A 25,277-nucleotide genomic window follows, 5' to 3' on the forward strand; every position below is an offset into this window, starting at 1 on the left:
AACCGAACGCGGGGACACAAAAAAAACGCCGCGCAGCCAGGTGTCGGCCGCGCGGCGGAGAGTGCGAAGGGAGCGGGCAGGGGACGGGAGTCCGCCTAGCGCGCGCCGAGTTTTTCGGTCAGCACCGGCAGGAACTGCTTGAGGTCGGCCACCACCAGGACGTTGGCCACCTCGCCGATGGGGGCATCCCTGTCGGTGTTGATGGCGACGATGAAATCCGACTTCTTCATGCCGGCCAGGTGCTGGATGGCGCCGGAAATGCCGCAGGCCACATAGAGCTTCGGGGTGACCGTGCTGCCGGTGGTGCCGACCTGGCGGTTGTGCTCGACCCAGCCGGCATCGACCACGGGCCGGCTGGCGCCGTATTCGCCGCCCAGGGCCTTGGCCAGCGCCTGCACCATGGCCACGTTTTCCGGTTTGCCCACGCCGCGGCCGGCACTGACGATGATCTCGGCCTTGGTCAGGTCGACGCCCTCGATCTTGGCCGCTTCATAGCCGGTGCACTGCACCTTGCCGGCAGCACCGGTATCGATCTCGACCACCGTGGGCGTGCCTTCCGGCTCCGCCTCCATGCCGAAGGCGCCCGCCTGGATGGTCAGGACGGTCTGGGCCGTGATGGCCTTGATGGTGCGCCGCAGCTTGGCGTTGCACACCGGCACCACCGGTAGGCCGTTGTCGACGGCGACGACCTCGGAAACCTGTGCCGCCTGCAGGGCCACGGCGACCCGCGGGGCCAGGTCCCAGCCGTAGGACGAGTGCAGAAACACGATCTGGGCCGGCTGTTCCTTGGCGATCACGTCCAGGAGCAACTGCTTGTGCACCGTGGGGTTGTATTCGCCGTACTTGGCCGCATCGGCCAGGTACAGGGTGCCGTTGAATTTGGGCACCTCTCCGGCAGAGCCCACGAGGAACATGGCTGCCTCGGCCCGTTGCTGCTGGGCGAAGGCGATCAGTTGGCTGTATTCGGCGCGCAGTTTTCCTTCCCGGAATTCCGCCACAAGTAAGGTCTTCATGGGTCTCTCCTAGGCCAGAACGGTGGTTTTTTCTTTGAGCAGCTGGATCAGTTTGTCGGCCAGTTCGGGAATCTCGCCCTCCAGCACCAGGCCGCCCCCCTTCTTCTCGGGAAAGGCACAGGCGGTCGTTTCCTGGCGGGGGCCCAGGCCGCCGACATCGGGCGCCAGGGGCAACAGCTCTTTTTTCTTGGCCTTCATGATGTTGGGCAGGGTCGGATAGCGCGGCGTGTTGAGGCCCAGCTGGCAGGTGAGCACCACCGGCGTGGTCGCCGTGACCAGGGCCTTGCTGCCGCCCTCGAGTTCGCGTTTGACCTGGACCGTGCCGTTGTCATAGGCAAAACCGACAATGGTGGTCACCGCCGGAATGCCGAGCAGTTCGGCGACCATGACGCCCACCTGGGCGCTGCCGCGGTCCTGCGACTGCATGCCGGTGAAGATGACGTCGAAGTTTTTGTCCTTGGCGAACCCGGCGATCATGGTGGCGATGGCGATCGGCTCCCGCTTGGCGGAATCGGGATCGGCGATGTGCACGCCCCGGTCGCAGCCCATGGCCAGGGCCTTCTTGATGGCCTCGGTCACCTGGTCCGGGCCGATGCAGAGCACGGTCAGGTCGGCATCCTTGACCTGCTCTTTCAGCCGCACCGCCTGCTCGACGGCGTATTCGTCGTACTCGTTCATCCGCCAGGCCAGGTCGGCCCGGTCATACCAGGTGCCTTCGCCGTTGATCTTGAATTTCGATTCCATGTCCGGAACCTGTTTGATGCAGATCAGTATGTTCATCGTGCTCCTCCAGCAATCAGACTCAACTAATGGGTTATTTTATGCATTCTTCAGGGCAAGCCGTTCGGCCAGCACCTCGGCGATATCTCTGGGACGCAACTGCTCCTCGACATTGGCCCCCTTGACGCCGTCCTCGAACATGGTCAGGCAGAACGGACAGTTGGCCAGCAACTGCCCGGCCCCGGTGGCCACGGCCATCTCCACCCGCTTGACGTTGATGCGCTCGCCCAGTTTCTCCTCGGCCAGGATCCGGCCGCCGCCGGCGCTGCAACAGAACGCCTGATCGCGGTTTTTGGCCATCTCGGCGATGCGGCCGCCCATCGACCGGATCAGTTTTCTCGGGGCGTCGTAGATGCCGTTGTGCCGGCCGAGGTAACAGGAGTCGTGGTAGGTGCAGGTGAATTCCTCGCCCCCGACCGGCAGCCGGCTGTCGGCGACCAGTTGTTCGAGGAAGAGGGCGTGGGGCACGACCTCGACGTCGAAGTCGAAATCGCGGTAGTCCTTGGCCAGGGTGTTGAAGCAGTGCGGGCAGGTGGTGACGATCTTCTTGACGCCATACCCTTTGATGACCTCCACGGTCTCCATGGCCAGGGTCTGGTAGAGATACTCGTTGCCCATCTTGCGCATCGGCTCGCCGCAGCACTTCTCCTCCTTGCCGAGGATGCCGACCTTGACGCCGGCGGCCTGGCAGAGCCTGACAAAGCTCGTGGCCACCGCGATGTTGCGCTTGTCGAAGGAGGCGTAACAGCCGACGAAATAGAGCAGGTCCACCTCGGGGTCCTCGGCCAGCGGCTTGATGCCCAGGGATTCGGCCCAGTCGCCGCGCGCGGCATAGCCCATGCCCAGCGGGTTGCCGTTGACCTCGGTCTGTTCCATGGCGGCCATCACTTCCTCGCCCGGGAATTCGCCCTCCATCAGCACCAGGTTGCGCCGCATCTCGATGATCTTGCCCACATGCTCGATGGAAGCCGGGCAGATGTCCTGACAGGCGCGGCAGGTGGTGCAGGCCCAGATGGCCTCGCGGCCGACGGTCTCAATTAGGTTGGCGTCCGGCCTGGTGAAGGCGAGCTCGCCGATCTGGTTGACGACCTGCATCGGCGACAGCGGCTTGCCGGTGGCGTAAGCGGGGCACCGGTCCTGGCAGCGCTTGCACAGGGTGCAGGCGTCGGCGTCGAAGATGTCCTTCCAGCGCAGGTCGCCCAGTTCGTTGGCGCCGAATTTCTCCGTATTCTCGTCTTCCAGATTGACCGTGGTCAGCTTGCCGGTGGGGCCGCGGTCGGCGAAGAAGGCATTGGCGCTGGTGGTGACGATATGGCGGAACTTGGTGAAGGGAAGGACGGCGATGAAGCCGAGGGCCAGGAGAAGATGGCACCACCAAAGGACAACGTGCAGGGTTCGCAGCCCTGCCTCGTCCAGGCCGGCGAGCAGGGTGGCCACGCCCCAGCCGACCGGTGACCACGCCGCCAACTGCGGGATGTGCATCTCGGTGACCGCCATGCGGGCGCCCTCGATGAGGAAACCGGTGATCAGGATGGCGAACAAAAAGCCGTGCATGAGGGCGTCGTCGCCCTTGGTCACCAACCCCTGCGGTCGAATCAGGTAGCGGCGCACCAGCAGGCCGGTCAGCATCAGGATGGCCACCAGGCCGGCCAGGTCGAGCGTCAGGGAAAAGAGTTTGTAGAAGGTTCCCTTGAGAAATTTGATATCGAACAGGAGATCGGTGAAATCGGCCTGGGCGACGATCAGCGCCGTGCCGATGAACAGGACGAAAAAACTCCAGAAAAAGAGCGCGTGCGCCGTCCCGGGGCCCGGAACCCGGAAGACCTTGGTCTGCAGGAGCATGGTCTCCAGCATGTGTTTGACGCGCTCGCCCCGCCCATCCGTCCGGTCCAGGGGCTGGCCGAGGCGATAGACCTTGAGCCGCTTGAAAAAGCCGAGCGCGCAAACGGCCACGGCCACCAGCAACAGGCCGTACATGGGCGCCAAGGTGGTGAACCCATGACCGACATTCCAATAAATTTCACGGGTAAACTCCATCCAAGCTCCCCCTGCCTGCGCAACAACAGACGTTGTCTTCCATGCTTTGCTTTGTACAGAAGAAGAGAGGCGGCGGGTGCCGGCGCTCTCTTCTTGGTTCGATCCGAAACATCAGGCGATGCGGCCGCCCCGGCCGCAGCTGGGTTACCTGGTCAAGGCCGCGCCGATGACCACCCGCTGGACTTCGCTGGTGCCTTCGTAGATCTCGGTGATCTTGGCATCGCGCATCATCCGCTCGACCGGGAATTCGCGGGTGTAGCCATAGCCGCCGTGGAGCTGGACCGCCTGGGTGGTGACCCGCATGGCGGTTTCCGAGGCAAAGAGTTTGGCCATGGCCGAATCCTGGGAATAGGACAGGCCGGCGCTGGCCCGGTAGGCGGCGTTGTAGATCAGAAGCCGCGCGGCCTCGATCTGGGTGGCCATGTCCGCCAACTGGAAGGACACGCCCTGGAAGGCGGCGATCGGTTTGTTGAACTGCTCGCGCTCCTTGGTGTAGGCGCAGGCGGCATCGAAGGCCCCCTGGGCGATACCCAGCGCCTGGGCGGCAATGCCGATGCGGCCGCCGTCGAGGGTCTTCATCGCCACCTTGAAGCCCTGGCCTTCCTGGCCGAGCAGGTTTTCGCCGGGGATGCGGCAGTTCTCGAATACCAGTTCCATGGTGGGCGAAGAGCGGATGCCCATTTTCTTCTCCTTCTTGCCGAAGGAGAAGCCGGGGGTGCCCTTCTCGACGATAAAGGCGCTGATGCCGCGGTGCTTCTCAGCACTCTTGTCGCTCCGGGCCAGCACCACGTAAATCTCGGCCTCGCCGGCGTTGGTGATGAAAATCTTGGAACCGTTGAGGATCCAGTCGTTGCCGTCGCGGGTGGCGGTGGTCTTGGTGCCGCCGGCATCGGAACCGGCGGACGGCTCGGTCAGGCCGAAGGCGCCCATTTTCTCGCCCTTGGCCAGCGGGGTCAGGTATTTTTGTTTTTGTGCCTCGGTGCCGAACATGTAGATCGGGTTGGCGCAGAGGGAGAGGTGCGCCGACAGGGTGACACCGGTGGAGCCGCAGACCCGTGACAGTTCCTCGACGGCGATGGCGTAGCTGATGTAATCGGCGCCGGCGCCGCCGTACTCTTCCGGAAAGACGATGCCGGTCAGGCCCAGCTCGGCCAGGCGGTCGAACATCAGGGCCCGGTCGAACCGTTCGGTTTCGTCCCGCTCGGCTGCGGACGGCGCCACCTCCGTCTCGGCAAAGCTCCTTACCATGTCGCGGATCAGTTTCTGCTCTTCAGTCAGTTCAAATTGCATGTTGTTCTCCCCCTGGATGCGTCTTGTCTCTTCGATTCAATATTGGACATCCCTTGCTCCGAACAAGGCGAGCATCAATGGATGTCATTTTTTCCGGCCGGGTCCGCCCGCCCAGGCAGACCGTCGCCGGCTCCCGTCTTGTCGGTGCCGCACGGGAATCGCACCGTTGGTGCCGGCCAGGCCGGCCCGTTTATTCTTGTCCCTTGATCTGCAGGTAGAGCACCGTGCCCCTGGCGCAGACGGTGCCGGCGGCGGTCAGGGTCAGGTCGACGGTCACCTTGCGGCCCTTGATCTCGATTACCTTGCCACGCACCTCCAGTTCGGTATTGATCGGGGTCGGCGCCAGATAGTCCACCTTCAGGGAGGCGGTGACAAAGCGCGAGATCGGCTTGCCCTCTTCCTTGGCCTTGGCGGCCGCGGCGGTGCCGGCGCCGTGGCAGTCGATCAGCGAGGCGATCATGCCGCCGTAGAGAAAGCCCGGAAAACCGCCGGTGTATTTGGGATCCGGGGTGTAGCGGCAGACCGTCTCCTCGCCGTCCCAGTAGCTCTTCAGGTGGTGCCCCTGCGGATTGAGCCGGCCGCAGCCGTAGCAGTGGGCATAGTCATCGGGATATTGATCCTGAAACGCCAACTCGCTCATCGTTTCCTCCTCAATGGAAGGCGTCCGGCGCCGTCAAGACGACACGGCATCGGCCCGCGGGCTCCCACCCTGTTCGCGTTATTCGTAAATATAGAACCCCCGACCGCTCTTGCGGCCCAGCCAGCCGGCCTCGACATACTGCCGCAGCAACGGGCAGGGCCGGTACTTGGAGTCGCCCAGGCCCTGATACAGGGTATTCATGATCGCCAGGCAGGTGTCCAGGCCGATGAGATCGGCCAGGGCGAGCGGCCCCATGGGATGGTTCATGCCCAGCTTCATCACTGTATCGATGTCCTCCTTGGTGCCGACGCCGTGATAGAGGCAAAAGATCGCCTCGTTGATCATCGGCAGGAGGATGCGGTTGGCGATGAATCCCGGAAAATCGTTGGATTGCGCCGGGGTCTTGCCCATGCGCTTGGTCAGTTCGAGGGTGGTGGCCAGGGTGTCGGCCGAGGTAGCCAGGCCGCAGATCACCTCCACCAACTGCATCACCGGCACCGGGTTCATGAAGTGCATGCCGATCACCTTGGCCGGCCGTTTGGTGTGCGAGGCGATCCGGCCAATGGGAATGGACGAGGTGTTGGAGGCGAGAATCACGTGCGGGGCGCAGATCTCCTCCAGATTCTCGAAGATCTTGAATTTGATCGCCTCGTTTTCGGAGGCGGCCTCGACCACGAAGTCGGCGGCGGTCATGTCCCTGAGCTCGGTGGTGGGTTTGATCCGGCCGAGAATCGCGTCTTTTTCGGCGGTCGCCAGCTTGCCCTTGTCGACGCTGCGCTGGAGATTCTTGGCGATGGTGGCCAGGCCGCGGTCAACGAATTCCTTCTTGATGTCGTGCATAATGACGGCTAGGCCGCTGGCCGCCGCCACCTGGGCAATGCCGTTGCCCATCTGGCCGGCGCCGATCACTCCGAATGTCTTCACTTCCATACCCGTCTCCCTTCCTTGAAAGAACATTGATCCGGCCGGGGCATCCGGCCGTGAACCTGGAAACTATTTATTGGCGTTGCCGATCACCATGGCCATGCCCATGCCGCCGCCGATGCACATGGTGATCAGGCCGGTGGCGCAGCCGGTGCGCTGCATGTGATGGATGGCGGTGACCATCTGGCGGGCTCCGGTGCAGCCGATGGGATGGCCCATGGAGATGCCGCTGCCCAGCTGGTTGGGCTTTTCCACGTCGATGCCCAGCTCCAGCATGCAGCCGATGGCCTGGGCGGCGAAGGCCTCGTTGAGTTCGATCATGTCGATGTCGGCAATGGTCTTGCCGCTCTGCTTGAGGGCCTTCTGGATGGCCGGTACCGGGCCGAGGCCCATGTAGGCGGGATCGAGGCCGCCGGAGGCGAAGCTGTCGATGGTGGCCAGCGGCTTGAGTCCCAGTTGCGTGGCCTTGGCCCTGCTCATCAGCAGGACTGTGGCGGCGCCGTCGTTGATGCCCGAGGCGTTGCCGGCGGTGACGGTGCCGTCCTTGGCAAAGGCCGGCCGGAGCTTGGCCATCTTCTCCATGGAGGTTTCCATGGGCCGTTCGTCCTGGGCGAACAGCACTTCCTGCTTGCCGGCTTTCACCGGGATCGGGACGATCTCGTCCCTGAAGAGGCCGTCTTTGATGCCGCGCAGGGCACGGGTGTGGCTGAGCACGGCCAGCCGGTCCTGATCCTCGCGGCTGATGTTGTACATCCGGGCGATGTTCTCGGCGGTGACGCCCATGTGGTAGCCGTAGAAGATTTCATAGAGGCCGTCGTAGACCATCAGGTCGTAGACCTCGCCGATGCCGGTGAGTTCCATGCGGTGGCCCCAGCGGGCCTTGGGCAGGGCCATGGGGGTCATGGACATGTTTTCCTGGCCGCCGGCCAGCACCACCTCGGCCTGGCCGGTCATGATCGACTGGGCGCCCAGGGCGATGGCCTTGAGGCCGGAACCGCAGACCTTGTTGATGGTAAAAGCCGGCGTCTCCTTGGCCAGTCCGGCCTTGATCATGGCCTGGCGGGCGGGGTTCTGCCCCTGGCCGGCCTGGAGGACATTGCCCATGATCACCTCGTCGATCGTTATCGGTGTGGCGGCGCTGTCCCATTCCCCGGCCCTGGCTTCCAGCTCGATGGCGCCCTGATCTTTCAGCTTGGCCGGGGCAACCGCCAGCAGGTCGGGGCCGGCCACCGGCCGCAGCCCGACCTTGCGCAGGGTTTCGCGCATGACGACCGCGCCGAGATTGACCACGGGGGTTGCTTTCAGGCTGCCGCCAAAGGCGCCAACCGCTGTCCGGCTGCCACTGACAATCACCACTTCGTTCATCGACATCGTGCTCCTCCGATTGTGTTTGAGCGCAAGGGGTTAGCTGTTCAGACCACCGGTGAAGACCGGTTTGCGCTTCTCCAAAAAGGCGCCGGTTCCTTCCTTGGCGTCCGGACTGGCCAGGCAGAGCGCGAAGGCGTCGCGCTCGATGGCGAGGCCGGTGGCCAGATCAGCGTTGAGTCCCTGATTCACCGTCTGCTTGGCCGCGCAGAGCGAAGCCTTGCCCTTGGTGGCGATCAGTTTGGCGGTTTCAGTCGCCGCCGGCATCAACTCCGCGGGCGCGAAGATTTTATTGACCAGGCCGATCTCCTTGGCCTCGGCGGCGGTCAGGTGCTTGCCGGTGAAGATCATTTCCTTGGCCCGGTTGGCCCCGATCAGGCGGGGCAGCCGCTGGGTGCCGCCGAACCCCGGAATGACGCCGAGACTGATCTCCGGCAGTCCGAAGACCGCCTTGTCCGAGGCGTAGATGAAATCGCAGGCCAGGGCCATTTCGCAGCCGCCGCCCAGGGCATAGCCGTTGACGGCGGCGATCACCGGAATGGCCAGTCCTTGCAGCTTGCTGATGACCTCCTGGCCGCACTGGGCAAATTTTTTCGCGCCAAGCGGCGTCAGGGTGGCGATTTCGGTGATGTCGGCGCCGGCGACAAAGGCCTTTTCGCCGGCACCGGTGAGGATAAGCACCCGAACGGTTTCGTCGTTCTTGATGCTTTCGAGGGCGTCGGCGAATTCTTCGAGCAGGATGGCGTTGAGGGCATTGAGGGCTTTGGGACGATTGAAGGTCAGGGTCGCGACACCGTCGCTGCAGACGAGTTCAATGGATGTATAGGCCACCGTTTCCTCCTTGGCTGTGTGAGAAGAAAGCGCATAAAAAAAGGGCGCAGGGAGGTCGACCGTGCACGAACCCCTTACCCGTTTATGGCAAAAGAGCGCAGCTGTGCCCCTCGTTTTTCCGTGACCTCTGAGCGAAGTTGGGTGTCCGGCGGAACGGATGGAAAACAGGGGGCCGCAAAGTGCGTAATTTCTATTTCAAAAGTGTCGGGCTGTCAAACGTTTTTTGGCCTTTTCCGGGGCGCTGTGGCATCGTCGTATCCCCGCGAAATGTGTCTGCCAGCTGTCTGAAAACACGGCAGGGTACGCATCGTTTTCCTTCGCGAGGCGGGGCTCGGCGGCAGGACGACCGGCATGCGGGCAGGAATCCGTGCCACACAGTGTCATGGAAGGATGAGGGGCGAGGCGGCCGCGGCCGCGATGTGCAGCGGAATCGGCATCCAGGCCGGGCCGCGGCTACAGGGCGATGATGGCCTCGACCTCGATGGCCGCGCCCAGGGGCAGGGCCGCCACCTGCACGGCGCTGCGGGCCGGGTAGGGCTCGGTGAAATAGTGGGCATACACGGCGTTCACCCGTTGAAACTGGGCGATATCGGTGAGGAAAACCGTCACCTTCACCGCCTTGTCCAGCCGGGTGCCGGCCGCCTCGGCGATGCCGGCCAGGTTGCGGAAGGCCTGGTGGGCGTGGTCTTCGATGCTGCCGGCGGCAATGGTTCCGGTCGCGGGATCGATGGGGATGGCGCCGGAGGTGAACAGCAGGGTATCGGTGGCGATCGCCTGGGAATAGGGGCCAATGGCGGCCGGGGCCTTGTCGGTGGTGACCGGTGTTCTCTTCATGGTTTGCGTTCCTTGTGTTGACGGGTGGCAATCGCCTTGGCGGCGATCAGGCCGGTTGCGGCGGCAGACACGATGTTGCCGGCCACGCCGGGGCCGTCGCCGGCGACGAACAGTCCCCGGATCCCGGTTTCCAGGTTGCGGTCCGTGTCCACCTGGGTGGCGAAGAACTTGATTTCAGGAGCATAGAGCAGGGTCTCGTCGTTGGCGACGCCGGGGATGATCTGGTTGAGCTGATCCAGGCCGTCGACCAGGTTGGTGAGGATGCGTTCCGGCAGGGCCATGGCGATATCGCCGCAGACCACGTTTTTCAGAGTCGGCTCGATGGTGCTGTTGCGGATGCGGTTCCAGGTGGACCGCCGGCCGCGTTTGAGATCGCCGTAACGTTGCAGGATCGGTTTGCCGCCGCCGATCAGGGTGGCCAGTTTGCCGATGGATTCGCCGTAGGCCTGGTTGTCCTCCACCGGGTCGGTGAGCACCACCTTGGAGAGAAAGGCGAAGTTGGTGGTGTCGGATTTGCGGTCCATCAGGGCGTGGCCGTTGACGCAGACGAAATCCTGGTAATTTTCCAGGGCGACGTATCCTCCGAAATTGGTGCAGAAGGTGCGGGTCTGGTCGTCGTATTTGGCGGTGCGGATGAAGAAGGTCGGGTCGTAGATGATCGAGCAGAGATCCTGCATGATCTCGTTGTGGACCTCGACCCGGACCCCGACCTCGATGCCGCGCTGCGCCACCCGGATGCCGTTGCGGCCGGCAAGGGCGGCGACCCATTCGGCCCCGGCCCGACCGGGCGCCAGGATGACGGCGGCGGCGCGGTAGGTGCCCCGGTCCGTGACCACGCCCGCCACCCGGCCTTTCTGGGCCAGAACGTCGCGGACCGTTTCGGAATGGTGAAAGAGCACGCCCTGCTCGGCCATGTGACGGGCCATGGCCTCGATGTGGCGGGGCAGATTGTCGCTGCCGAGGTGTTTCTGCCTGATCAGCAGAAGTTCGATGCCGTTTTTGCGCGCTTTTTTGCGGATGGCCCGGGCTCTCTCCATGTCGGTGGGATAGACCTGGCCGTCCATGCCGAAGCGGTTGAAGATGGCTTCGGTCTCGTCGATCAGGGCGCTGGCCCCGGCGGGATCGAGGAACTGGGTCAGGTCGGTTTTGCCCAGTTTATGGATGAAGTTGAGCTTGCCGTCGGAAAAGAGGCCGGCGCCGCCGATGCCGCAGAGGATGTTGCAGGGTTGGCAATGGATGCAGCCCTTTTCCCCGATCGGGCAGGAACGCTTCAGGGGGGCCTTGCCCCTTTCAATCAGCAGGATCCGGAGCGAGGTGTGTTCGCTGAGGTAATGGGCGGCAAACAGGCCGGCCGGTCCGCCGCCGACGATGATGACGTCGTAGGTCTGCCCTGTGCTGGTCGTGGCCATGGCGCTCCGTGCGTTGGACAGGGAAAAACGGCCTGCCGGTGGCCGGCGGGCCGCCGTGGTTGACCGTTCATCCGTTCTGCCATATTTCTTCAGGGAAGACCACCGAATTCTGCCGTGACCGGCGGGCAAGAGCGGTGAGGCGCCCGACCGGCAACCGGCGGCCGGAAAAAGGGTCAGGCGGCCTGGGCGGAACCATGCGGAGCGAGATTTTTTTGTCAGGCGCCGCCGCATGTGGTATCGGAGACGGTCGCTCGTGCGACAGCGTTTTCCGGCATGACCGGCAAGGCCGCAGGAAGAAAAAAGTTGAACCGGGAACCGGCCTATGGTCCACTACGGAAAAGAGGCGGTATCTGCCGCGGCGGGGCCGAAGGGATCGGAGCATGATGAAAGACGACGGCAATCTGGTGTGGATCGACCTGGAAATGACCGGGTTGAACCCATCGACCGACAGAATTCTGGAAGTGGCGACGGTGGTGACCGATTCGCACCTGGGCATCCTCGCCGACGGACCGGTCATCGCCATTCACCAGCCGGACGAGGTGCTCGCCGCCATGGACGCCTGGAACAGCAAGCATCACCGGGAATCCGGCCTGCTCGACCGCGTTCGGAAAAGCTCCTATACCTGCCGCCGGGCGGAAATCGAAACCCTTGATTTCGTCAAGCAGTGGGTGGGACACCGGGTTTCGCCCATGTGCGGCAACTCGGTCTGGCATGATCGCCGCTTCCTCGCCCGTTTCATGCCCGAGTTGGAACATTATTTTCACTACCGCAACATCGACGTCAGCACCTTGAAGGAATTGGCCCTGCGCTGGGCGCCGGACCTGCCCCGGTTCAACAAGGAATGCCATCATCTGGCCTACGAGGACATCCGGGAATCCATCGCCGAACTCAGACATTACGGCGACGTCTTCCTCAGGAAGGAACCCTGACCATCCTGCCGGTTCCGCAAGCATCCGCCACCACCCCGAGAGCCCGCACCCCTGGGGAAACCGCTGTCGTTCAGTCTCCGACCCGTACCCGCCAGATCTCCTCGGCGTATTCCCTGATGGTCCGGTCGCTGGAGAATTTGCCCACCCTGGCCACGTTGAGGATCGATTTTCTGGTCCAGGTGGCGCGGTCGGTGAAGAGTTCGCCCACCAACTGCTGGCACTGGAGGTAGGATTCGAGATCGAGCAGCAGCAGGTAGGGGTCGTTCTCGTTCAACAGGTCGTTGACCAGCGGCCGGAACAGCTCGATGTCGCCGTTGCTGAACGCGCCGTTGGCGATGGCGTCGACAATGGCGCACACCTCGGGGTTGTTTTCGTAAATCTGTTGCGGTTTCCGTGATTTGCACTTCTTTTCGTACTCGGCCTCCTCGGCGGTCATGCCGAAGATGAAAATATTGTCCGGCCCCACTTCCTCGCGGATTTCGATATTGGCGCCGTCGAGCGTGCCGATGGTCAGGGCGCCGTTCAAGGCGAACTTCATGTTGCCGGTTCCCGAGGCCTCGGTGCCGGCGGTGGAGATCTGCTCGGAGAGATCGGCGGCCGGGATGATCCGCTCCGCCAGCGAGACGCAATAGTTGGGGATGAACGCCACCTTCAGCCGGTCGCCGATGCGGGGATCGTTGTTGACCACGGCGCCGACCGCATTGATCAGCTTGATGATCAGTTTCGCCTTGTGGTACGACGGCGCGGCCTTGCCGGCGAAGATGACGGTCCTGGGCGTGATCGCCTCGTCGGGACATGTCAGCAGCCGCTGGTAGAGGTGGATTACGTGCAGCACGTTCAAAAGCTGCCGCTTGTATTCGTGGATACGTTTGACATGGATGTCGAACAGGCTGTTCGGATTCACGGCGATGCCGCAGTCGGTGGCGATGATTCTGGCCAGCCGTTTCTTGTTGGCCAGCTTGACCGCCTGCCAGCGCTGGTGAAAGGAGGGATCGTCGCAGTAGGGTTCCAGGCCGCGCAACTGGTCGAGATTCACCACCCAGTCGTAGCCGATCTTCCCGCCGATGAGTCCGGCGAGACCCTGGTTGCATTTGAGCAGCCAGCGGCGCGGAGTGATGCCGTTGGTCTTGGAGTTGATCTTGTCGGGCCACATCTCGTCGAAATTGCGGAAGAGATAGTTCTTCAGCAGCTCGGAGTGGAGCGCCGCCACCCCGTTCACTGAATGGCTGCCGACGATGGCCAGGTTGGCCATGCGTACCCGGCGGACCTGTCCTTCCTCGATCAGTGACATTTCCTGGATTTTCCGCGTGTTTCCCGGATAACGTGCAGCCACCTCGTCCAGAAAACGCCGGTTGATCTCGTAGATGATCTCCAGGTGGCGCGGCAGCACCCGGCCCAACATGTCGACCGGCCAGGTCTCGAGGGCCTCGGGCATCAGGGTGTGGTTGGTGTAGGCAAAGGTCCTGACGCAGATGTCCCAGGCCTGTTCCCAGCCTAACCCCTCGATGTCGAGCAAGAGCCGCATCAGTTCGGGGATGGCGATGGCCGGATGGGTGTCGTTGAGCTGCACCGCCACCTGGTTGGGGAAATCGTCGAAGGTGTCGTTGTCCTTGCGGTAGCGGCGGAGGATGTCCTGGAAGGTGGCGGCAACGAAGAAATACTGCTGTTTGAGGCGCAGTTCCTGGCCCTCGCAGATGTCGTCGCTGGGATAGAGGACCTTGGAGATCGTCTCGGACTTGACCTTGCTCTCCACGGCGCTGATGTAGTCGCCGGCGTTGAAGGAGCGCAGGTCCAGCTCGCGCGAGGCCTTGGCCCGCCACAGGCGCATGTTGATGACGTGGTCGTTGTTGAAGCCCGGCACCAGCATGTCGCAGGCCATGGCCATGACGATCTCGGTGTCGGTCCAGCGGGCGCGGTAGCGGCCGTTCTTGTCGGTGGTGGCGGTGACGTGGCCGTAAAACTGGACCGGATACATGAACGAGGTGCGTTCGTACATCCAGGGGGAGCCAAGCCTCAGCCAGCTATCCGGGGTTTCGACCTGATAGCCGTCGACGATCTTCTGGTTGAACAGACCGAAATCGTAGCGGATGCCGTAGCCGTAGGCAGGGATCTTCATGGTGGCGATCGAGTCCATGAAACAGGAGGCCAGCCGGCCGAGGCCGCCGTTGCCCAGGGCCGCGTCCTCTTCGCATTCCCGCAGGCGTTCCAGATCGTAGCCCAATTGCTCGATGGCCTGCGTGACCTCGTCCAGCAGGCCCATGTTGATGATGGCGTTGCCGAGCGAACGGCCGACCAGGAATTCGAGGGAAAGATAGTACACCCGCTTCATCTTGCCGGCATAAAAGGTCTTTTGGGTCTTGATCCATTTTTCCATCAGCACGTCGCGCAGGGCGTAGGACAAGGCCCGGTAGACATCCGGATCGCCGGCCCGGTCGGGGTCGCGGCCCTGGAAGCTCATCAGGTGGTGCCGGATGCATTTCTTGAAATCCTCGACTCCGGTCCCTTGGAAAATGGAGGTGTAGGCGTGATTGTTGGCGGGATCGATGGTCTGCTGTTCCATGAAGCCTCCTGGAGACAATCAGGTTGCGGAAAAATCAAGTGAACGGTTGCCATTGTACCGGATAAACCTCCGGGCGGCAAATGCGGTTTCGGCATGGGGGGATTTTGCCGGAAGCCACGACGGAAAATCGGGAGTTGCGGTCGCCAACGAACCCGCTCGATCTTTAGGGCATGCGTTGCTTTTCTTTTCGGGTGGTTCCAGATATTGCTCCGCCCACTGGCCGGTCAAGAGCGACAGCGGGACAGTCGGGTACGGTTGTGCGTGTGCAATCGTCGGAATGCGGCTGCCCTGATATGGATCGCAAAGCTGAGCCCGTCGGTCAAGTTCAATAAATTAGTAACATGCTGTGCGTTCTTTGGTACCGGTGCACTGATTTTGCGATCGGGTCCAGACCTGCTATTTCTCCATATTATTCAATATGTTGAAAGTTTTTGGCGGTATCTGATACGGTTTTGTTCTCCCAGGCGAAAACGGGCAGTTACGGGATCTTTTTTGGGAATTTCCCTCGTCGTTGAGGATGGCTTGTTGTAGGGGTGCCGAAAAATATTGACAGGATTAAACGATATAGTTATTTAGACAAAACTAAGAAAATAAATGCTATCAAAATAAGGACGGATGGTATAAATGAGGATTTTTCTTGGAGTTTTTTCTGTGCTTCAACCGCCTGTCGTTCTGCTGGACCTGCAAATGCGGTCCCTGACCGCCCCGGGTCATCCTGTCTTGCCCCGGCGGAATCGCAGAGGGGAGAGCGGCCGTCTTTCGCTTGTCAACGCCCCTCGGCTTTAGGACGCCACTATGGAACGATTGCATTCTTTGATTGACTACGGCGTGCTGGGGTTGCTGTTCCTGCTGAGCGTGATCGCCATTGCCGTGGCTGTGGAGCGATGGCTGGTCTATCGATCCTCCCGTATTGAACACTTTGCAGATCGCAAGGAACTGGAGTTGCACCTCACCCACAAGCTCCATCTGATCGCCACCATCGGCACAAACGCGCCTTATATCGGCCTGCTCGGCACCGTGCTCGGTATCATGCTCACTTTCTATGATATCGGGGCAGCCGGTTTCGACACCACCAAGATCATGACCGGACTGGCGCTTGCCCTCAAAGCTACTGCCCTGGGGCTCTTGGTGGCCATTCCGGCGGTGACCCTGTACAACCTTTTGCTCCGTCGTTGCAAGGTGCTCCTCATTCAGTGGGATATCCGCCATGGACGAGAAGGAATTTGATTACCTCAACGTCATCCCCCTCGTGGATGTGATGTTGGTATTGCTGACTATCGTTCTCACCACCTCGACCTTCATCGCCACCGGCGGCATTCATGTGGAACTGCCCAAGGCTGCTGCCAACGAGGATGTGGCGGCTTTGCATCCGCTTGCCATCGTTATCAACAAGGAAGGACGACTGTGGGTGGATTCGGTGGAAGTCCAGCTTGACGCACTGGAGACGGCCTTGGCGGCGGCGGATCGAACGACCCCGCTTATCCTTCGGGCGGACAAGGATATCCCCTTGCAGTTGTTCGTGGATGTCTATGAAGCGATCAAGCGATTCGGCTTTACCTCCTTGAGTCTGCAAACCGAGCAACAGCCATGAGCCGACAAGTTCAAGCAACCCATTTTTCCGTGTTGCTGCACCTCCTTTTTTTGGGAGCCGCCCTTGGATTGAACCAGCGTGCGATCTCGTCGTTTCCTTCTCCGGTGGCACTCGATTTTTCCATTCTTCCTTTGGCTGGCCCGGTTGAAGGAGGTCAACAGGCGGCTCCGGCTGCCAAGTCAGACCCGCCGCCAGCGACCCCGGTCGAGAAGAAACCGCCGCCGAAACCGGAGGCAAAGAAAAAAATAAAAGCAGCGGCAAAGGCCAAGCCTCTTTCCCCCAAAGTGGAAAAGACAGCCCATGCCGAGACGGTGCCGATGGATGTGCATGAACATGCCCAACCATCCCCAGACGGCCCTGCGTCCCGAGACAACTCCGCGCCCGCCTCCCATCAACAGGCAAGCGCTTCTCCGGTGACGGGCTCGGACAGCGGTCAATTGGAAAAAGGGGGAGGCGGCGTCCCGTACGGTATCGGCCAACTCGACGGAACGCTGACCGTCCTGTCGGCAATGCCTCCGGTCTATCCGCCAGCAGCGAAGCAACGGAATATTGAAGGATGGGTCAGGGTCGAGTTTGTCGTTACTGAAGAGGGCAAGGTCGGCCGAATTTCGGTGGTGGATGCCGAACCCAAGGGTATTTTCGAGCAGGCCGTGTTGCGATGTGTCAATAAGTGGCGGTTCAAACCGGGTACTGTCAAGGGAACCGCTGTCAGCACACGGGTGGAGCAGACGATCGCCTTCCAATTGGAATAGGATACTGGTATCGGCGGGATTGATTTGCGGCCCGCTCCATATCCGCCTGACCGCCGCCATGGATTCACTTGGCCGTTTCCAGTGGGCGGTTGGCGTTTTGTTTCGGTCTTCAGGGAAGGGACTCTTGCGGTCGGCCGGATTGCAAGAAGCCCTATGTATGGGGAAAACGTTTTTTTCTGCAAAGAGTGCGGCACGACAGGATGTTGACGGCGGAAAAGCAAAATTCCGGGCAGGAGATGCATACCCTGTATCATGACCACCACGGTTGGCTGTACCGTTGGTTGCGGAAGAAGCTGGATTGTTCAGTGCTTGCGGCTGACTTGGTGCATGACGTGTTCGTCCGCCTGCTGACCCGTCCCGGTGATCCCGCGATACGCGAACCCCGCGCCTATATGTGCCGCATAGCCCAGGGGCTGTTGGTCGACTTTTGGCGCAGACGGGAACTCGAGCGAGCCTGGCTCGACACCCTGGCCCTTTTTACTGCGGCCGAGGCGCCATCGGCCGAGGAACAGGCGCAGATCATCGAGATGCTGGCCCTGATTGATGCCATGTTGCAGCAACTCAGCCCCCGGGTGCGCGAGGTTTTTCTCCTGGCCCAGTTTGAGGAGTTGACCTGCCCTCAAATCGCCGCTCGGCTCGGTATCTCCCGCGCTACCGTCGAACGGGATTTGGCGAAAGCCTTGCAGCAGTGCTACAAGGTCCGTTTTGCCGCCGACACCGTGTGACATGCCCGATCCTTCGCCCCCTCTTCCTGTCCCGGAAACGGATGCCGTCGACCCTCTGCCGGAAGCCGTGGTTGCCGCGGCCATCCATTGGCTGGTCAAACTGCGTTTCAACGAGCCCGGCGTTCAGGATCAGCGGCGTTTCGAGAGGTGGTTGAACGAACAGCCGTGCCACCGTCAAGCGTGGCAGCGCCTGCAAATGATGAACGATCCGTTTCAGGTCGTTCCCAAGAGCCTGGCGCTTCAGAGCCTGCGGAACGTCGATGCTCACAGAAAAAACGGGCTGCACCGGCGGCAGGTGCTGCGGATGCTCTTGTGGGGAGGCCTTGCCGGTACCGGTGGCTTGACGCTGTATCGGTCCATGCCGTGGCAGGAAATACTGGCCGACATCAGAACAACCGTCGGCGAGCAGCGGCAGATTGACCTGGATGATGGAACCCGCCTTCTCCTGAATACCTCGACGGCCCTGGATACTCGTTTTGATGCTGAGCAGCGCCGGATTGTCCTTCACTGCGGCGAGATCTATGTGGTCACCGGACACGATGCCCGCTCCCGTCGGCACGGCGCATTGGAGGTGGCCACTCCCTTCGGGACGATCTGCCCGCTCGGCACACGGTTTTCGGTGCGGATTGATCCCCGGGCGGCACGGGTTGCCGTATACGAAGGCCAGGTCCGTCTGCAACCGGCGACCTCCCGGAATGCCGTTGTCACCCCGGCCGGCACGTGCCTCCTGTTACGGCAGCACGAGGTCGGCCGTGCCGCCACGCGACCCTTTGGGGAGGATGATTGGGTTAGGGGGGTCATTGTCAGTGACGCCATGCGGTTGGATGTCCTGTTGGAGGAATTGAGCCGATACCGCCGGGGATATATCTCCTGCGATCACCGCGTTGCCCACCTTTCCGTGTCCGGGATATTCCAGGTCACGGATATTGACGCCGCCTTGCTGTTTCTCAAACACCTTCTCCCCATCGATGTTGTCTCTCACACTCCGTATTGGGTGACCGTTTTTCCCGCGTCCGGAACCTGACTGCTTTCTTCCTTTCTTCAGGTGCGGCCAGTATCCATCCCCGCAAGGGGGCAACGGTTCAGCGCTGTTCGGTCGCATCGTTCCCGCCATGTTCGCGCTCGGAAGTCGCTACTTTTCCGGGTGTTCATGCGACGATATCGCAAGTCGCTCTTGTCCCTTCCCCTGCGTGGCTTCGGCAGCGCGCTCCCGGAAAATGCATGCTCCGCAAAAAAAGATGAGGGGAATTGGAGCATCCGTTCGGCATAGTCAATAGAAGGTCGCAGATGCAGGGGTTCCACTGGAAAACACCGTTTCGGAAAAGATCGTGGCCAAGCCGATTCCCTTTGGTATTGCGTCGCATCCATGCGCCAACACTTGTCGCCCTGTGCCTGTTCGTGTCCGTCGGGCAGGCCGGAGTGCGGGCGGCATCGCCGACAGTGGCCGTCCATTCGTTCGAGATCCATGCCGGGACATTGGCAACCGCACTGGTGCAGCTTGCCAACATTGCCGGGGTCAACATCGCCTATACCCCCGGCCTTGCGGTGGATCAGCAGGTCAATGGGCTGACCGGTCTCTACACGGTTCGCGAAGCCATGACACGGTTGCTGCGGGGCACGGGATTGAGCGCCGTCGAGCAGGCCGGAGGGTTTGTGCTGCAACGATCGGAGTCCGGAGCGGCAGATACCCGGCAGGTTGCGGACGGAACATATTCGCCGCCGTTGCATCGCGGTCTCACCGTTCTACCGGTGATGACGGTGAAGGACATGGGTGGGAGCGGCACGCGGACGATTCCGACGGATGTGTTGCAGCGGACCCAGGCGCTGGACATGGCGGATGTGTTTACCACGGAGCCGTCGGTGAGCGTGGGAGGCGGATCCCGGAACGCGCAGCGGATCTATCTGCGGGGGATCGAGGGGAGCAACCTGAACATCAGCGTGGACGGTGCGAAGCAGAACACCAACATGCACCAGCATCGGGGCGGTATCGGCAATATCGAGCCGAGCCTGTTGAAGCTGGTGGATGTCCATCCCGGTCCGGGTGCGGACCAGGGTCCGGGAGCGCTGGGTGGGAGCATCCGGTTCGAGACGGTGGACGCCCAGGATTTGCTGGAGCCCGGCGAGAAGGCGGGCGGACGGATTCGGGGCGGGTATACCGGCGCGGACGAGGGTTGGAACTGGGGGACAACGGCTTTCGGCCAGCACGAGCAGGCCGGATTTTTCGTCCATGCCTCTGGCGTGGACACGGACGACTATCGGGCTGGCGGCGGTGGGGACATGCCGAATTCGGCAAGTGAGGACGAATCCTTCATGGCCAAGTTCAGCCTGCTGGAGCTGCATGGACACAGCCTTCGATTGAGTGGGGAACGCAACACCAACGAGGGGTTGTATCTGTGGGGAGGCGCGGGCAGCGACATGGGCATTGCGCCGGACGGCTCGGAGCCTGTCCGTCAGTCCACGGAGCGGGAGACCTGGGTGGCTGATTACCGGTACAAACCGGGCGACCGGCTGATCGATCTCAGATTCAACGCCTATACCACGGATAATTCGCTGGCCAACGAAACCGCCGACACCGAATATTCGAGCCGTCAGCGGGGCGGCGATTTCCGCAATACGTTTCGTTTCGACCTGGGCCCAACGGGCCATAAGTTGATCTTGGGGCTCGATTATCTGAACGAGGAAGGGGAATCGCCACGAACCTTTGGTGCTTTGTCCGGCCGGCGGATGAGCAACGAGTCGGATAATCTGGGCCTGTATCTGCAGAACCGGATGAGCCTTGGTGCCTTTGGGCTGTCGTTTGGTGCGAGGTTGGATGACTTTGAGGCCGAGTACGGTCCGAATACCTTTGACGGCAGTGAGGTCTCTCCCAATGTTGGGGCGGACTGGGAACTGTTGCCGGGGCTGACGGCATTTGCCAACTACGGCGAGGCGGTGCGCGGCAGCGGCCTGATCCCTGTCGGTTGGATGGCAAATATTTACGAAGGGACGAACTTCAACGACGGCAAGCCGTTCGAGCCGGAGCGTTCCGAGCAGGTGGAAGGCGGCCTGCGCTACACGGGCAAGGGGTTGCTGGCCTCGTCCGACCGTTTCAACGCCGAGGTGTCGCTGTTTGAAACCGAGTTGGAGAACACGATCGAGCGGGTCGGTGGCGGTGGCGGTGCGGTGACCAAAATCTGGAACAACCCGGATACGGTCTACTCCAAGGGATGGGAGTTCCGGATTGGTTGGGGCATTGCCCAGTATGACACCACCCTGGCGTTCACCCATATCGACACCGAGGATCAATACGGCAACCCGATCAGCATCGCAAGAAGAAAAGGGGCGCCGGTCGGCGACAAACTGGTCTGGGACAACCGGTGGCAAGCAACGGACGAAGTAATCCTCGGCGGCACCCTGACATTGGTTTCCCGGCTTGACGATGTGGCCTCCGGACAGATTGAACGGGCAGGGTATACCGTGCTCGATTTCCAGGTGGAATACAGCCCCGATTACCTGAAAGGGCTCACCCTCTCCCTGGCGATGAACAACCTGCTTGACCATCGCTATAGCGATCAGACGTCCATTGCCAACGGTGACGATATCCTGCTGGAAGAGGGGCGGAATGTGCGCCTGATGGCAACCTATCGATTTTGATGGCAAACCAAACCGGTCCCGCGGCCGGATTTTATCGACAACTGTAGAATTTGAGGAGAATGCGCATGCTGTATGAAAGAAGAAAAATGATTTTTGGGGTCCAATTCATGGTGCTTTGTTCGGTGTTCGCCTTCATGACTTCCGCGGCCCTTGCCCACCCTCATCACGAGCAGGGGAAAAAGGGGAAAGTCTATCTTGTGGGCCTGGGGACGGGCGACATGGGGAATATGACCATCCGGGCCCGCGACACCATTGCCGAGGCCGATATCATCTTTGCCATGCAGGGGGTGCGTGAAGCCTATGCCACGCTGCTTACCGGCAAGGAAGTGCACGACGCCGGGCATGGCCTGTTCGGTATGATGCACCGTGCGGAAAAGCAGGCCGAGAAAAAGGGGGCAAAGGATATTGGCACCGGGCCATCCGGGCAACAACCCGTCGGCCGCCATCGCAAACCGCTTGCCGAAATCCAGAAACAGCAGGATGAAACCCGGAAAATCATCCGCGAAGGCGTCGCCGCAGGCAAAACCATCGCCATCCTGGACAATGGCGATCCGACGATTTTTGGTCCGCATATCGGCTATCTTCGTGAATTTGCCGATCTGTCTCCGGTGGTCATTCCTGGGCTGTCCAGTTTCAACGCCGCCAATGCCGCTCTGAAACGGGATGTGACCCGGGGGAGCCAGAGCAGCTCCGTCATTCTGACCGCTGCCCGAGGCGCGCGCGAAGGCTATCAGGGCAAGGATAGTCTGGCCAAGCTGGCGGAGAGCCAGTCCACCCTGGTGTTCTATACCATGGGGATGAACTTGGCCGAGGTGGTGGATGTGCTGAAAAAGAGCTATCCCGCCGATACCCCCCTGGCCATTGTCTTCCATGCCGGGTCCAAGGAAAAGGAACGCGTTCTCCAGGCAACCCTGGATACCGTGCTCAAACAAACCGAGGGCCGCGATCTGCCTTTCGAACATCTCATCTATGTGGGAGATTTCCTGAAATGAAACGCCGATTGTCCGGGGACGGGTTGCAGCGGGAGATCGGCCTGTGGTCGGCTATCGCTCTCGTCGTCGCCAACATGGTTGGAACCGGCGTATTCACCACCTCCGGATTCATCGTGCAGGAAATGCCCAACGCCCAGGCACTCCTGATCGCCTGGCTCATTGGGGGGATCTTTGCGTTGACGGGCGCGCTGTGTTACGGGGAACTCGGCGCCATGCTGCCCTATGCCGGGGGGGAGTACGTGTACTTGCGACGTTCCTTTGGTGCGCTCCCCGCGTTTTTGTCTGGATGGATTTCCCTGGTTGTCGGCTTTTCCGCGCCGATTGCCGCCGCGGCCATCGCCTTTGCCGTTTACCTGATGGGTGGCAAAGGCGGCCCGCCGTGGTTTGTCCTGGAGGTGGGCGGGCGGAACTGGATCACTGTTTCGCCCGTATCGGTCACGGCGATCGGGGTGGTCATCGTCTTCTCGCTGGTCCATTACCACAGCCTTCGTTTGGGACAACGGGTCCAGAACGTTTTGACCGGATTCAAGGTGCTGTTTGTCTTGGCCTTTGGTTTGGGCAGTTTCTGGCTCGGCAACGGCGATGGCGAACGGCTCAGGGCCTTGGTGCACGGCGGAGGCTCCACTTTTGAGGGCGGTGCCTTTGCCATCTCCTTGATTTTCGTCTCGTTTGCCTATAGCGGCTGGAATGCCGCCGCCTATCTCGGCGGTGAAATTCGTCGACCGCAGCGCAATCTGCCGTTAGCCCTATTGGTCGGGACGGTGTTCGTTACCGGGGTCTATCTCCTGCTCAACCTGGCCTATGTGTATGCCCTGCCGGTGGAATCGATGAAGGGTATGCTGGATGTGGGTGCCGGCGCGGCATCGGCCCTGTTCGGGTCGGCGATCGGATCGGCGATCAGTTGGGCGATTGCGCTCGGCTTGCTCTCGGTTGTCAGCGCCATGGTCATGACCGGCCCCCGTGTCTATTACGCCATGGCGCGGGACGGGCTGTTTTTCCGGGGTATCGGCAGGGTCGACCCGAACCGGCACACGCCGGTGCAGGCGATCGCCTTTCAAGCGGTCATCGCCGTTGTGATGATCGTCAGTGCAACTTTTGACAGCCTCCTGATCTATATGGGGTTTACCCTGTCGCTGTCGGCCATGGTCACGGTGGCCGGACTGGTCAAGCTGCGCCTCACCGAACCGGATCTCGCTAGGCCCTATACAACCTGGGGATATCCATTGACGCCATTGCTTTTTATAGCCGGCAACCTTTGGATCACCGTGTATTCGGTATTCACCCGTCCGGTCGCAACCCTCTATGGGCTTGGTACCATTGCCGTTGGTATCGGCGTGTATGTTCTTTTTCACAAGGGAGGTGTCAAGCCGGCCACTGAATCCGGTGCGAGTGTCCTGCTCCCGCATCATTTCTGTCCGCTCAAAAGCGAAAGGAAACTCGACCAATGACCGACAGGCCTTTCATGGTGAAGAAAGACCGGAACGGAAAACGTATGGTCAATACTCTGGTTGAGACTATGTAGCGACTGCTCAATCTGTGTCCATTGATAAGTACAGGAGCCTTTTGCAGTGCGGCTGGGCAAGATCGCATATTCTGGCGAGTGCGAAGCCTGCTCCGGAAGGTCTGGCCAACCACTGGATAGCGAGTCTCTGGACCGTATCGGTCACACCGGGATACGCAACTTCGGCGAGATTGCAAGGTTCGCTCATGGCGCGACAAGCTGACACGTAAACCTCCAGATCTTCCTGCCTTCACGGGTGGCAGGGTTCGGAGGTTTTTGCTTTGCAAGAACGTCACCAGGCACACGGGCTCCGTGATTCACGCAATTGGATTCCGAAATAATCGGAGCTGGATTCCGAAATTCACGTTGATTGTTTCCAGGTTTTACATCACTGCGGATGTCCTTGTGATTAGTGGTTTTAAACAAAACTCGGGATAATGCTTATTGCTTCAAGCAAGATCAGGATGATATTTCAAGAGAGGTCTTGCCGTGCAGATGCCCGAAGCCAGTTTGTCAGAACGGCGGAAACGATTCGGTATGAAAGACTCATGTGTTCAGGCTCTGGTTGCGGTGCGCTGGCCCAGCGGATACCAGTGCCTCGTCTGTGGCGGCACAAAAGCCTCCCCTCTTGCCTCTCGCCATCTATGCCAATGTGCCCCCAACATTCCCCTGGTCAAATGGTTCTGGGCCATCTCCCTCACGGCTTCTGATAAAGGTGGCCTTTCCGCTCTTCGAGCATCCAAGCACCTGGGCGTTTCCTCGATCACAGCCCGAACCGTGCAGCGCAAGATCCGACACGCCATGGCCCACCGGGACAGCATCCATCGTCTTGCCAACTTGATCGGACGGGACGACACCGTTGTCGGCGGCAGATGATCCGGTAAAAGAGACCGTGGCACCGAGGGGAAGCGCCCTGTGCTTGTTGCGGTCAAAACCCGGGAAAAGGGCGCCGGGTTTCTTGCCATGCAAGCGGTCGACAGCGTGTACACAGACACGGTCGGCAGGTTTCTCACTCGGCATTCCGTATCGACAGACGGTGAAGATCGACGCGTTCCCTGCATTGCATGTCGGCGCCAAGCAGCACAAACATCAAAAAAGGATCATGCCTCCAGGGAGGCTCGGGTCTGGTTGCCCTTGGTGCAGATCATGATCGGTAACATGAAAAAGTGCATCAATGGAACCTTCCATGGCGTTTTGTCCCGGTATCTCCAGGGGTATCTCGGTGCATTCGGCTCATCTGGCAAACGCGTGCCTGGATATAGCAGGAGCTGTCGAAAAGTGACATGACATGAGCGATGTTGTCTGGCGACGAAACCCGACAACAAAAAGGATGCTTATTCGTTGAACAGTTGATTGTACCCCGTTTTGTACCCGTAAAATCGGGGATGTCAACGGACGATAATGGAGGGAAAAGCATGAAAAAACCCCGAAAACCCAAAGGGCTTTTCGGGGTTAAAGGACTTCCACGGAC

21 protein-coding genes and 1 pseudogene are annotated in these 25,277 nt (G+C 61.0%); 11 read left to right on the forward strand and 11 right to left on the reverse strand.

The genetic code is table 11. From position 1 onward, the window contains the following. Positions 1-95 precede the first annotated feature (95 nt). From Q362_RS0111950 to Q362_RS0111995, 10 genes are all read right to left on the reverse strand, one after another. The gene (locus Q362_RS0111950; protein WP_028318882.1) at positions 96-1,013 is read right to left on the reverse strand and encodes an electron transfer flavoprotein subunit alpha/FixB family protein; all 918 of its coding nucleotides are present in this window, start codon (positions 1,011-1,013) and stop codon (positions 96-98) included. Between the two features lie 9 nt (positions 1,014-1,022). Then, positions 1,023-1,793 carry an electron transfer flavoprotein subunit beta/FixA family protein gene (locus Q362_RS0111955; RefSeq protein WP_028318883.1) on the reverse strand — a complete coding sequence of 257 codons (771 nt, stop codon included), beginning with the start codon at positions 1,791-1,793 and terminating at the stop codon, positions 1,023-1,025. A gap of 39 nt (positions 1,794-1,832) precedes the next feature. After that, on the reverse strand, positions 1,833-3,830 hold the full coding sequence (locus Q362_RS0111960) for a heterodisulfide reductase-related iron-sulfur binding cluster (RefSeq protein ID WP_028318884.1): 1,998 nt from the start codon (positions 3,828-3,830) through the stop codon (positions 1,833-1,835). Between the two features lie 144 nt (positions 3,831-3,974). After that, positions 3,975-5,120 (reverse strand): acyl-CoA dehydrogenase, encoded by a 1,146-nt coding sequence (locus Q362_RS0111965; protein ID WP_028318885.1) that lies wholly within the window; start codon positions 5,118-5,120, stop codon positions 3,975-3,977. A gap of 190 nt (positions 5,121-5,310) precedes the next feature. Next, positions 5,311-5,760, reverse strand: coding sequence for a PaaI family thioesterase (locus Q362_RS0111970; protein ID WP_028318886.1), 450 nt, complete (start codon positions 5,758-5,760; stop codon positions 5,311-5,313). Positions 5,761-5,838: 78 nt separating this feature from the next. Continuing rightward, a complete protein-coding gene (locus Q362_RS0111975) occupies positions 5,839-6,690 on the reverse strand; it encodes a 3-hydroxybutyryl-CoA dehydrogenase (RefSeq protein ID WP_028318887.1) in 852 nt (283 codons plus the stop codon). A gap of 63 nt (positions 6,691-6,753) precedes the next feature. Next, positions 6,754-8,049, reverse strand: coding sequence for an acetyl-CoA C-acyltransferase (locus Q362_RS0111980; protein ID WP_028318888.1), 1,296 nt, complete (start codon positions 8,047-8,049; stop codon positions 6,754-6,756). A gap of 39 nt (positions 8,050-8,088) precedes the next feature. Then, on the reverse strand, positions 8,089-8,880 hold the full coding sequence (locus Q362_RS0111985) for an enoyl-CoA hydratase/isomerase family protein (protein ID WP_028318889.1): 792 nt from the start codon (positions 8,878-8,880) through the stop codon (positions 8,089-8,091). A gap of 453 nt (positions 8,881-9,333) precedes the next feature. After that, complete coding sequence (locus Q362_RS0111990) at positions 9,334-9,714, reverse strand: RidA family protein (RefSeq protein WP_028318890.1); 381 nt, start codon at positions 9,712-9,714, stop codon at positions 9,334-9,336. After that, positions 9,711-11,123: an NAD(P)/FAD-dependent oxidoreductase gene (locus tag Q362_RS0111995; RefSeq protein WP_028318891.1), complete on the reverse strand. Its 1,413-nt coding sequence runs from the start codon at positions 11,121-11,123 to the stop codon at positions 9,711-9,713. The genes Q362_RS0111990 and Q362_RS0111995 overlap by 4 nt, the downstream gene beginning before the upstream one ends. 383 nt (positions 11,124-11,506) lie before the next feature. Here Q362_RS0111995 and orn point away from each other — a divergent pair, with 383 nt between their 5' ends. Next, positions 11,507-12,052 carry an oligoribonuclease gene (gene orn, locus Q362_RS0112000; RefSeq protein WP_028318892.1) on the forward strand — a complete coding sequence of 182 codons (546 nt, stop codon included), beginning with the start codon at positions 11,507-11,509 and terminating at the stop codon, positions 12,050-12,052. 70 nt (positions 12,053-12,122) lie between these two features. Here the strand turns inward: orn and Q362_RS0112005 are convergent, their stop codons facing one another. Beyond that, positions 12,123-14,612, reverse strand: coding sequence for a glycogen/starch/alpha-glucan phosphorylase (locus Q362_RS0112005; RefSeq protein ID WP_035216556.1), 2,490 nt, complete (start codon positions 14,610-14,612; stop codon positions 12,123-12,125). 795 nt (positions 14,613-15,407) lie between these two features. On the opposite strand from Q362_RS0112005, the gene exbB reads away from it, so the two are divergent. From exbB to Q362_RS25000, 10 genes and pseudogenes are all read left to right on the forward strand, one after another. After that, positions 15,408-15,839: a TonB-system energizer ExbB gene (gene exbB / locus Q362_RS0112010; protein ID WP_028318894.1), complete on the forward strand. Its 432-nt coding sequence runs from the start codon at positions 15,408-15,410 to the stop codon at positions 15,837-15,839. Beyond that, on the forward strand, positions 15,820-16,203 hold the full coding sequence (locus Q362_RS0112015; RefSeq protein ID WP_028318895.1) for an ExbD/TolR family protein: 384 nt from the start codon (positions 15,820-15,822) through the stop codon (positions 16,201-16,203). The genes exbB and Q362_RS0112015 overlap by 20 nt, the downstream gene beginning before the upstream one ends. Continuing rightward, positions 16,200-16,955, forward strand: a complete 756-nt coding sequence (locus Q362_RS22290; protein WP_051554217.1) for an energy transducer TonB — start codon at positions 16,200-16,202, stop codon at positions 16,953-16,955. Before Q362_RS0112015 ends, Q362_RS22290 begins: the two co-directional genes overlap by 4 nt. Before the next feature lie 236 nt (positions 16,956-17,191). Further along, complete coding sequence (locus Q362_RS0112025) at positions 17,192-17,680, forward strand: sigma-70 family RNA polymerase sigma factor (RefSeq protein ID WP_211248487.1); 489 nt, start codon at positions 17,192-17,194, stop codon at positions 17,678-17,680. A gap of 1 nt (position 17,681) precedes the next feature. Beyond that, positions 17,682-18,704, forward strand: a complete 1,023-nt coding sequence (locus Q362_RS0112030; protein WP_084312644.1) for a FecR domain-containing protein — start codon at positions 17,682-17,684, stop codon at positions 18,702-18,704. A 263-nt stretch (positions 18,705-18,967) separates the two neighbouring features. Next, positions 18,968-21,313, forward strand: a complete 2,346-nt coding sequence (locus Q362_RS20420) for a TonB-dependent receptor (protein WP_084312646.1) — start codon at positions 18,968-18,970, stop codon at positions 21,311-21,313. 65 nt (positions 21,314-21,378) lie between these two features. Next, a complete protein-coding gene (locus tag Q362_RS0112040) occupies positions 21,379-22,305 on the forward strand; it encodes an SAM-dependent methyltransferase (RefSeq protein WP_028318898.1) in 927 nt (308 codons plus the stop codon). Further along, positions 22,302-23,753 carry an APC family permease gene (locus Q362_RS20425; protein WP_084312648.1) on the forward strand — a complete coding sequence of 484 codons (1,452 nt, stop codon included), beginning with the start codon at positions 22,302-22,304 and terminating at the stop codon, positions 23,751-23,753. Before Q362_RS0112040 ends, Q362_RS20425 begins: the two co-directional genes overlap by 4 nt. Before the next feature lie 590 nt (positions 23,754-24,343). Next, positions 24,344-24,682, forward strand: a complete 339-nt coding sequence (locus Q362_RS24995; protein WP_425389236.1) for a transposase — start codon at positions 24,344-24,346, stop codon at positions 24,680-24,682. A 15-nt stretch (positions 24,683-24,697) separates the two neighbouring features. Then, positions 24,698-25,093: pseudogene (locus tag Q362_RS25000) on the forward strand (transposase); the annotation flags it as partial. Positions 25,094-25,277: the final 184 nt, after the last annotated feature.

The sequence above is a fragment of the Desulfobulbus elongatus DSM 2908 genome (genome assembly GCF_000621145.1).
Classification (GTDB): domain Bacteria; phylum Desulfobacterota; class Desulfobulbia; order Desulfobulbales; family Desulfobulbaceae; genus Desulfobulbus; species Desulfobulbus elongatus.

What these genes read in the sequence shown, in the direction of transcription:
- Q362_RS0111970 (WP_028318886.1), bottom strand. Translation starts at nt 5,760, where the DNA reads ATGAGCGAGTTGGCGTTTCAGGATCAATATCCCGATGACTATGCCCAC.
- orn (WP_028318892.1), top strand. Translation starts at nt 11,507, where the DNA reads ATGAAAGACGACGGCAATCTGGTGTGGATCGACCTGGAAATGACCGGG.
- Q362_RS0111965 (WP_028318885.1), bottom strand. Translation starts at nt 5,120, where the DNA reads ATGCAATTTGAACTGACTGAAGAGCAGAAACTGATCCGCGACATGGTA.
- Q362_RS0111955 (WP_028318883.1), bottom strand. Translation starts at nt 1,793, where the DNA reads ATGAACATACTGATCTGCATCAAACAGGTTCCGGACATGGAATCGAAA.
- Q362_RS0112030 (WP_084312644.1), top strand. Translation starts at nt 17,682, where the DNA reads ATGCCCGATCCTTCGCCCCCTCTTCCTGTCCCGGAAACGGATGCCGTC.
- Q362_RS0111980 (WP_028318888.1), bottom strand. Translation starts at nt 8,049, where the DNA reads ATGAACGAAGTGGTGATTGTCAGTGGCAGCCGGACAGCGGTTGGCGCC.
- Q362_RS0111950 (WP_028318882.1), bottom strand. Translation starts at nt 1,013, where the DNA reads ATGAAGACCTTACTTGTGGCGGAATTCCGGGAAGGAAAACTGCGCGCC.
- Q362_RS0111995 (WP_028318891.1), bottom strand. Translation starts at nt 11,123, where the DNA reads ATGGCCACGACCAGCACAGGGCAGACCTACGACGTCATCATCGTCGGC.
- Q362_RS0112040 (WP_028318898.1), top strand. Translation starts at nt 21,379, where the DNA reads ATGCTGTATGAAAGAAGAAAAATGATTTTTGGGGTCCAATTCATGGTG.
- Q362_RS0112015 (WP_028318895.1), top strand. Translation starts at nt 15,820, where the DNA reads ATGGACGAGAAGGAATTTGATTACCTCAACGTCATCCCCCTCGTGGAT.
- Q362_RS20420 (WP_084312646.1), top strand. Translation starts at nt 18,968, where the DNA reads ATGCAGGGGTTCCACTGGAAAACACCGTTTCGGAAAAGATCGTGGCCA.
- Q362_RS0111990 (WP_028318890.1), bottom strand. Translation starts at nt 9,714, where the DNA reads ATGAAGAGAACACCGGTCACCACCGACAAGGCCCCGGCCGCCATTGGC.
- Q362_RS0111960 (WP_028318884.1), bottom strand. Translation starts at nt 3,830, where the DNA reads ATGGAGTTTACCCGTGAAATTTATTGGAATGTCGGTCATGGGTTCACC.
- Q362_RS0112025 (WP_211248487.1), top strand. Translation starts at nt 17,192, where the DNA reads ATGCATACCCTGTATCATGACCACCACGGTTGGCTGTACCGTTGGTTG.
- Q362_RS0111975 (WP_028318887.1), bottom strand. Translation starts at nt 6,690, where the DNA reads ATGGAAGTGAAGACATTCGGAGTGATCGGCGCCGGCCAGATGGGCAAC.
- exbB (WP_028318894.1), top strand. Translation starts at nt 15,408, where the DNA reads ATGGAACGATTGCATTCTTTGATTGACTACGGCGTGCTGGGGTTGCTG.
- Q362_RS24995 (WP_425389236.1), top strand. Translation starts at nt 24,344, where the DNA reads ATGAAAGACTCATGTGTTCAGGCTCTGGTTGCGGTGCGCTGGCCCAGC.
- Q362_RS20425 (WP_084312648.1), top strand. Translation starts at nt 22,302, where the DNA reads ATGAAACGCCGATTGTCCGGGGACGGGTTGCAGCGGGAGATCGGCCTG.
- Q362_RS22290 (WP_051554217.1), top strand. Translation starts at nt 16,200, where the DNA reads ATGAGCCGACAAGTTCAAGCAACCCATTTTTCCGTGTTGCTGCACCTC.
- Q362_RS0112005 (WP_035216556.1), bottom strand. Translation starts at nt 14,612, where the DNA reads ATGGAACAGCAGACCATCGATCCCGCCAACAATCACGCCTACACCTCC.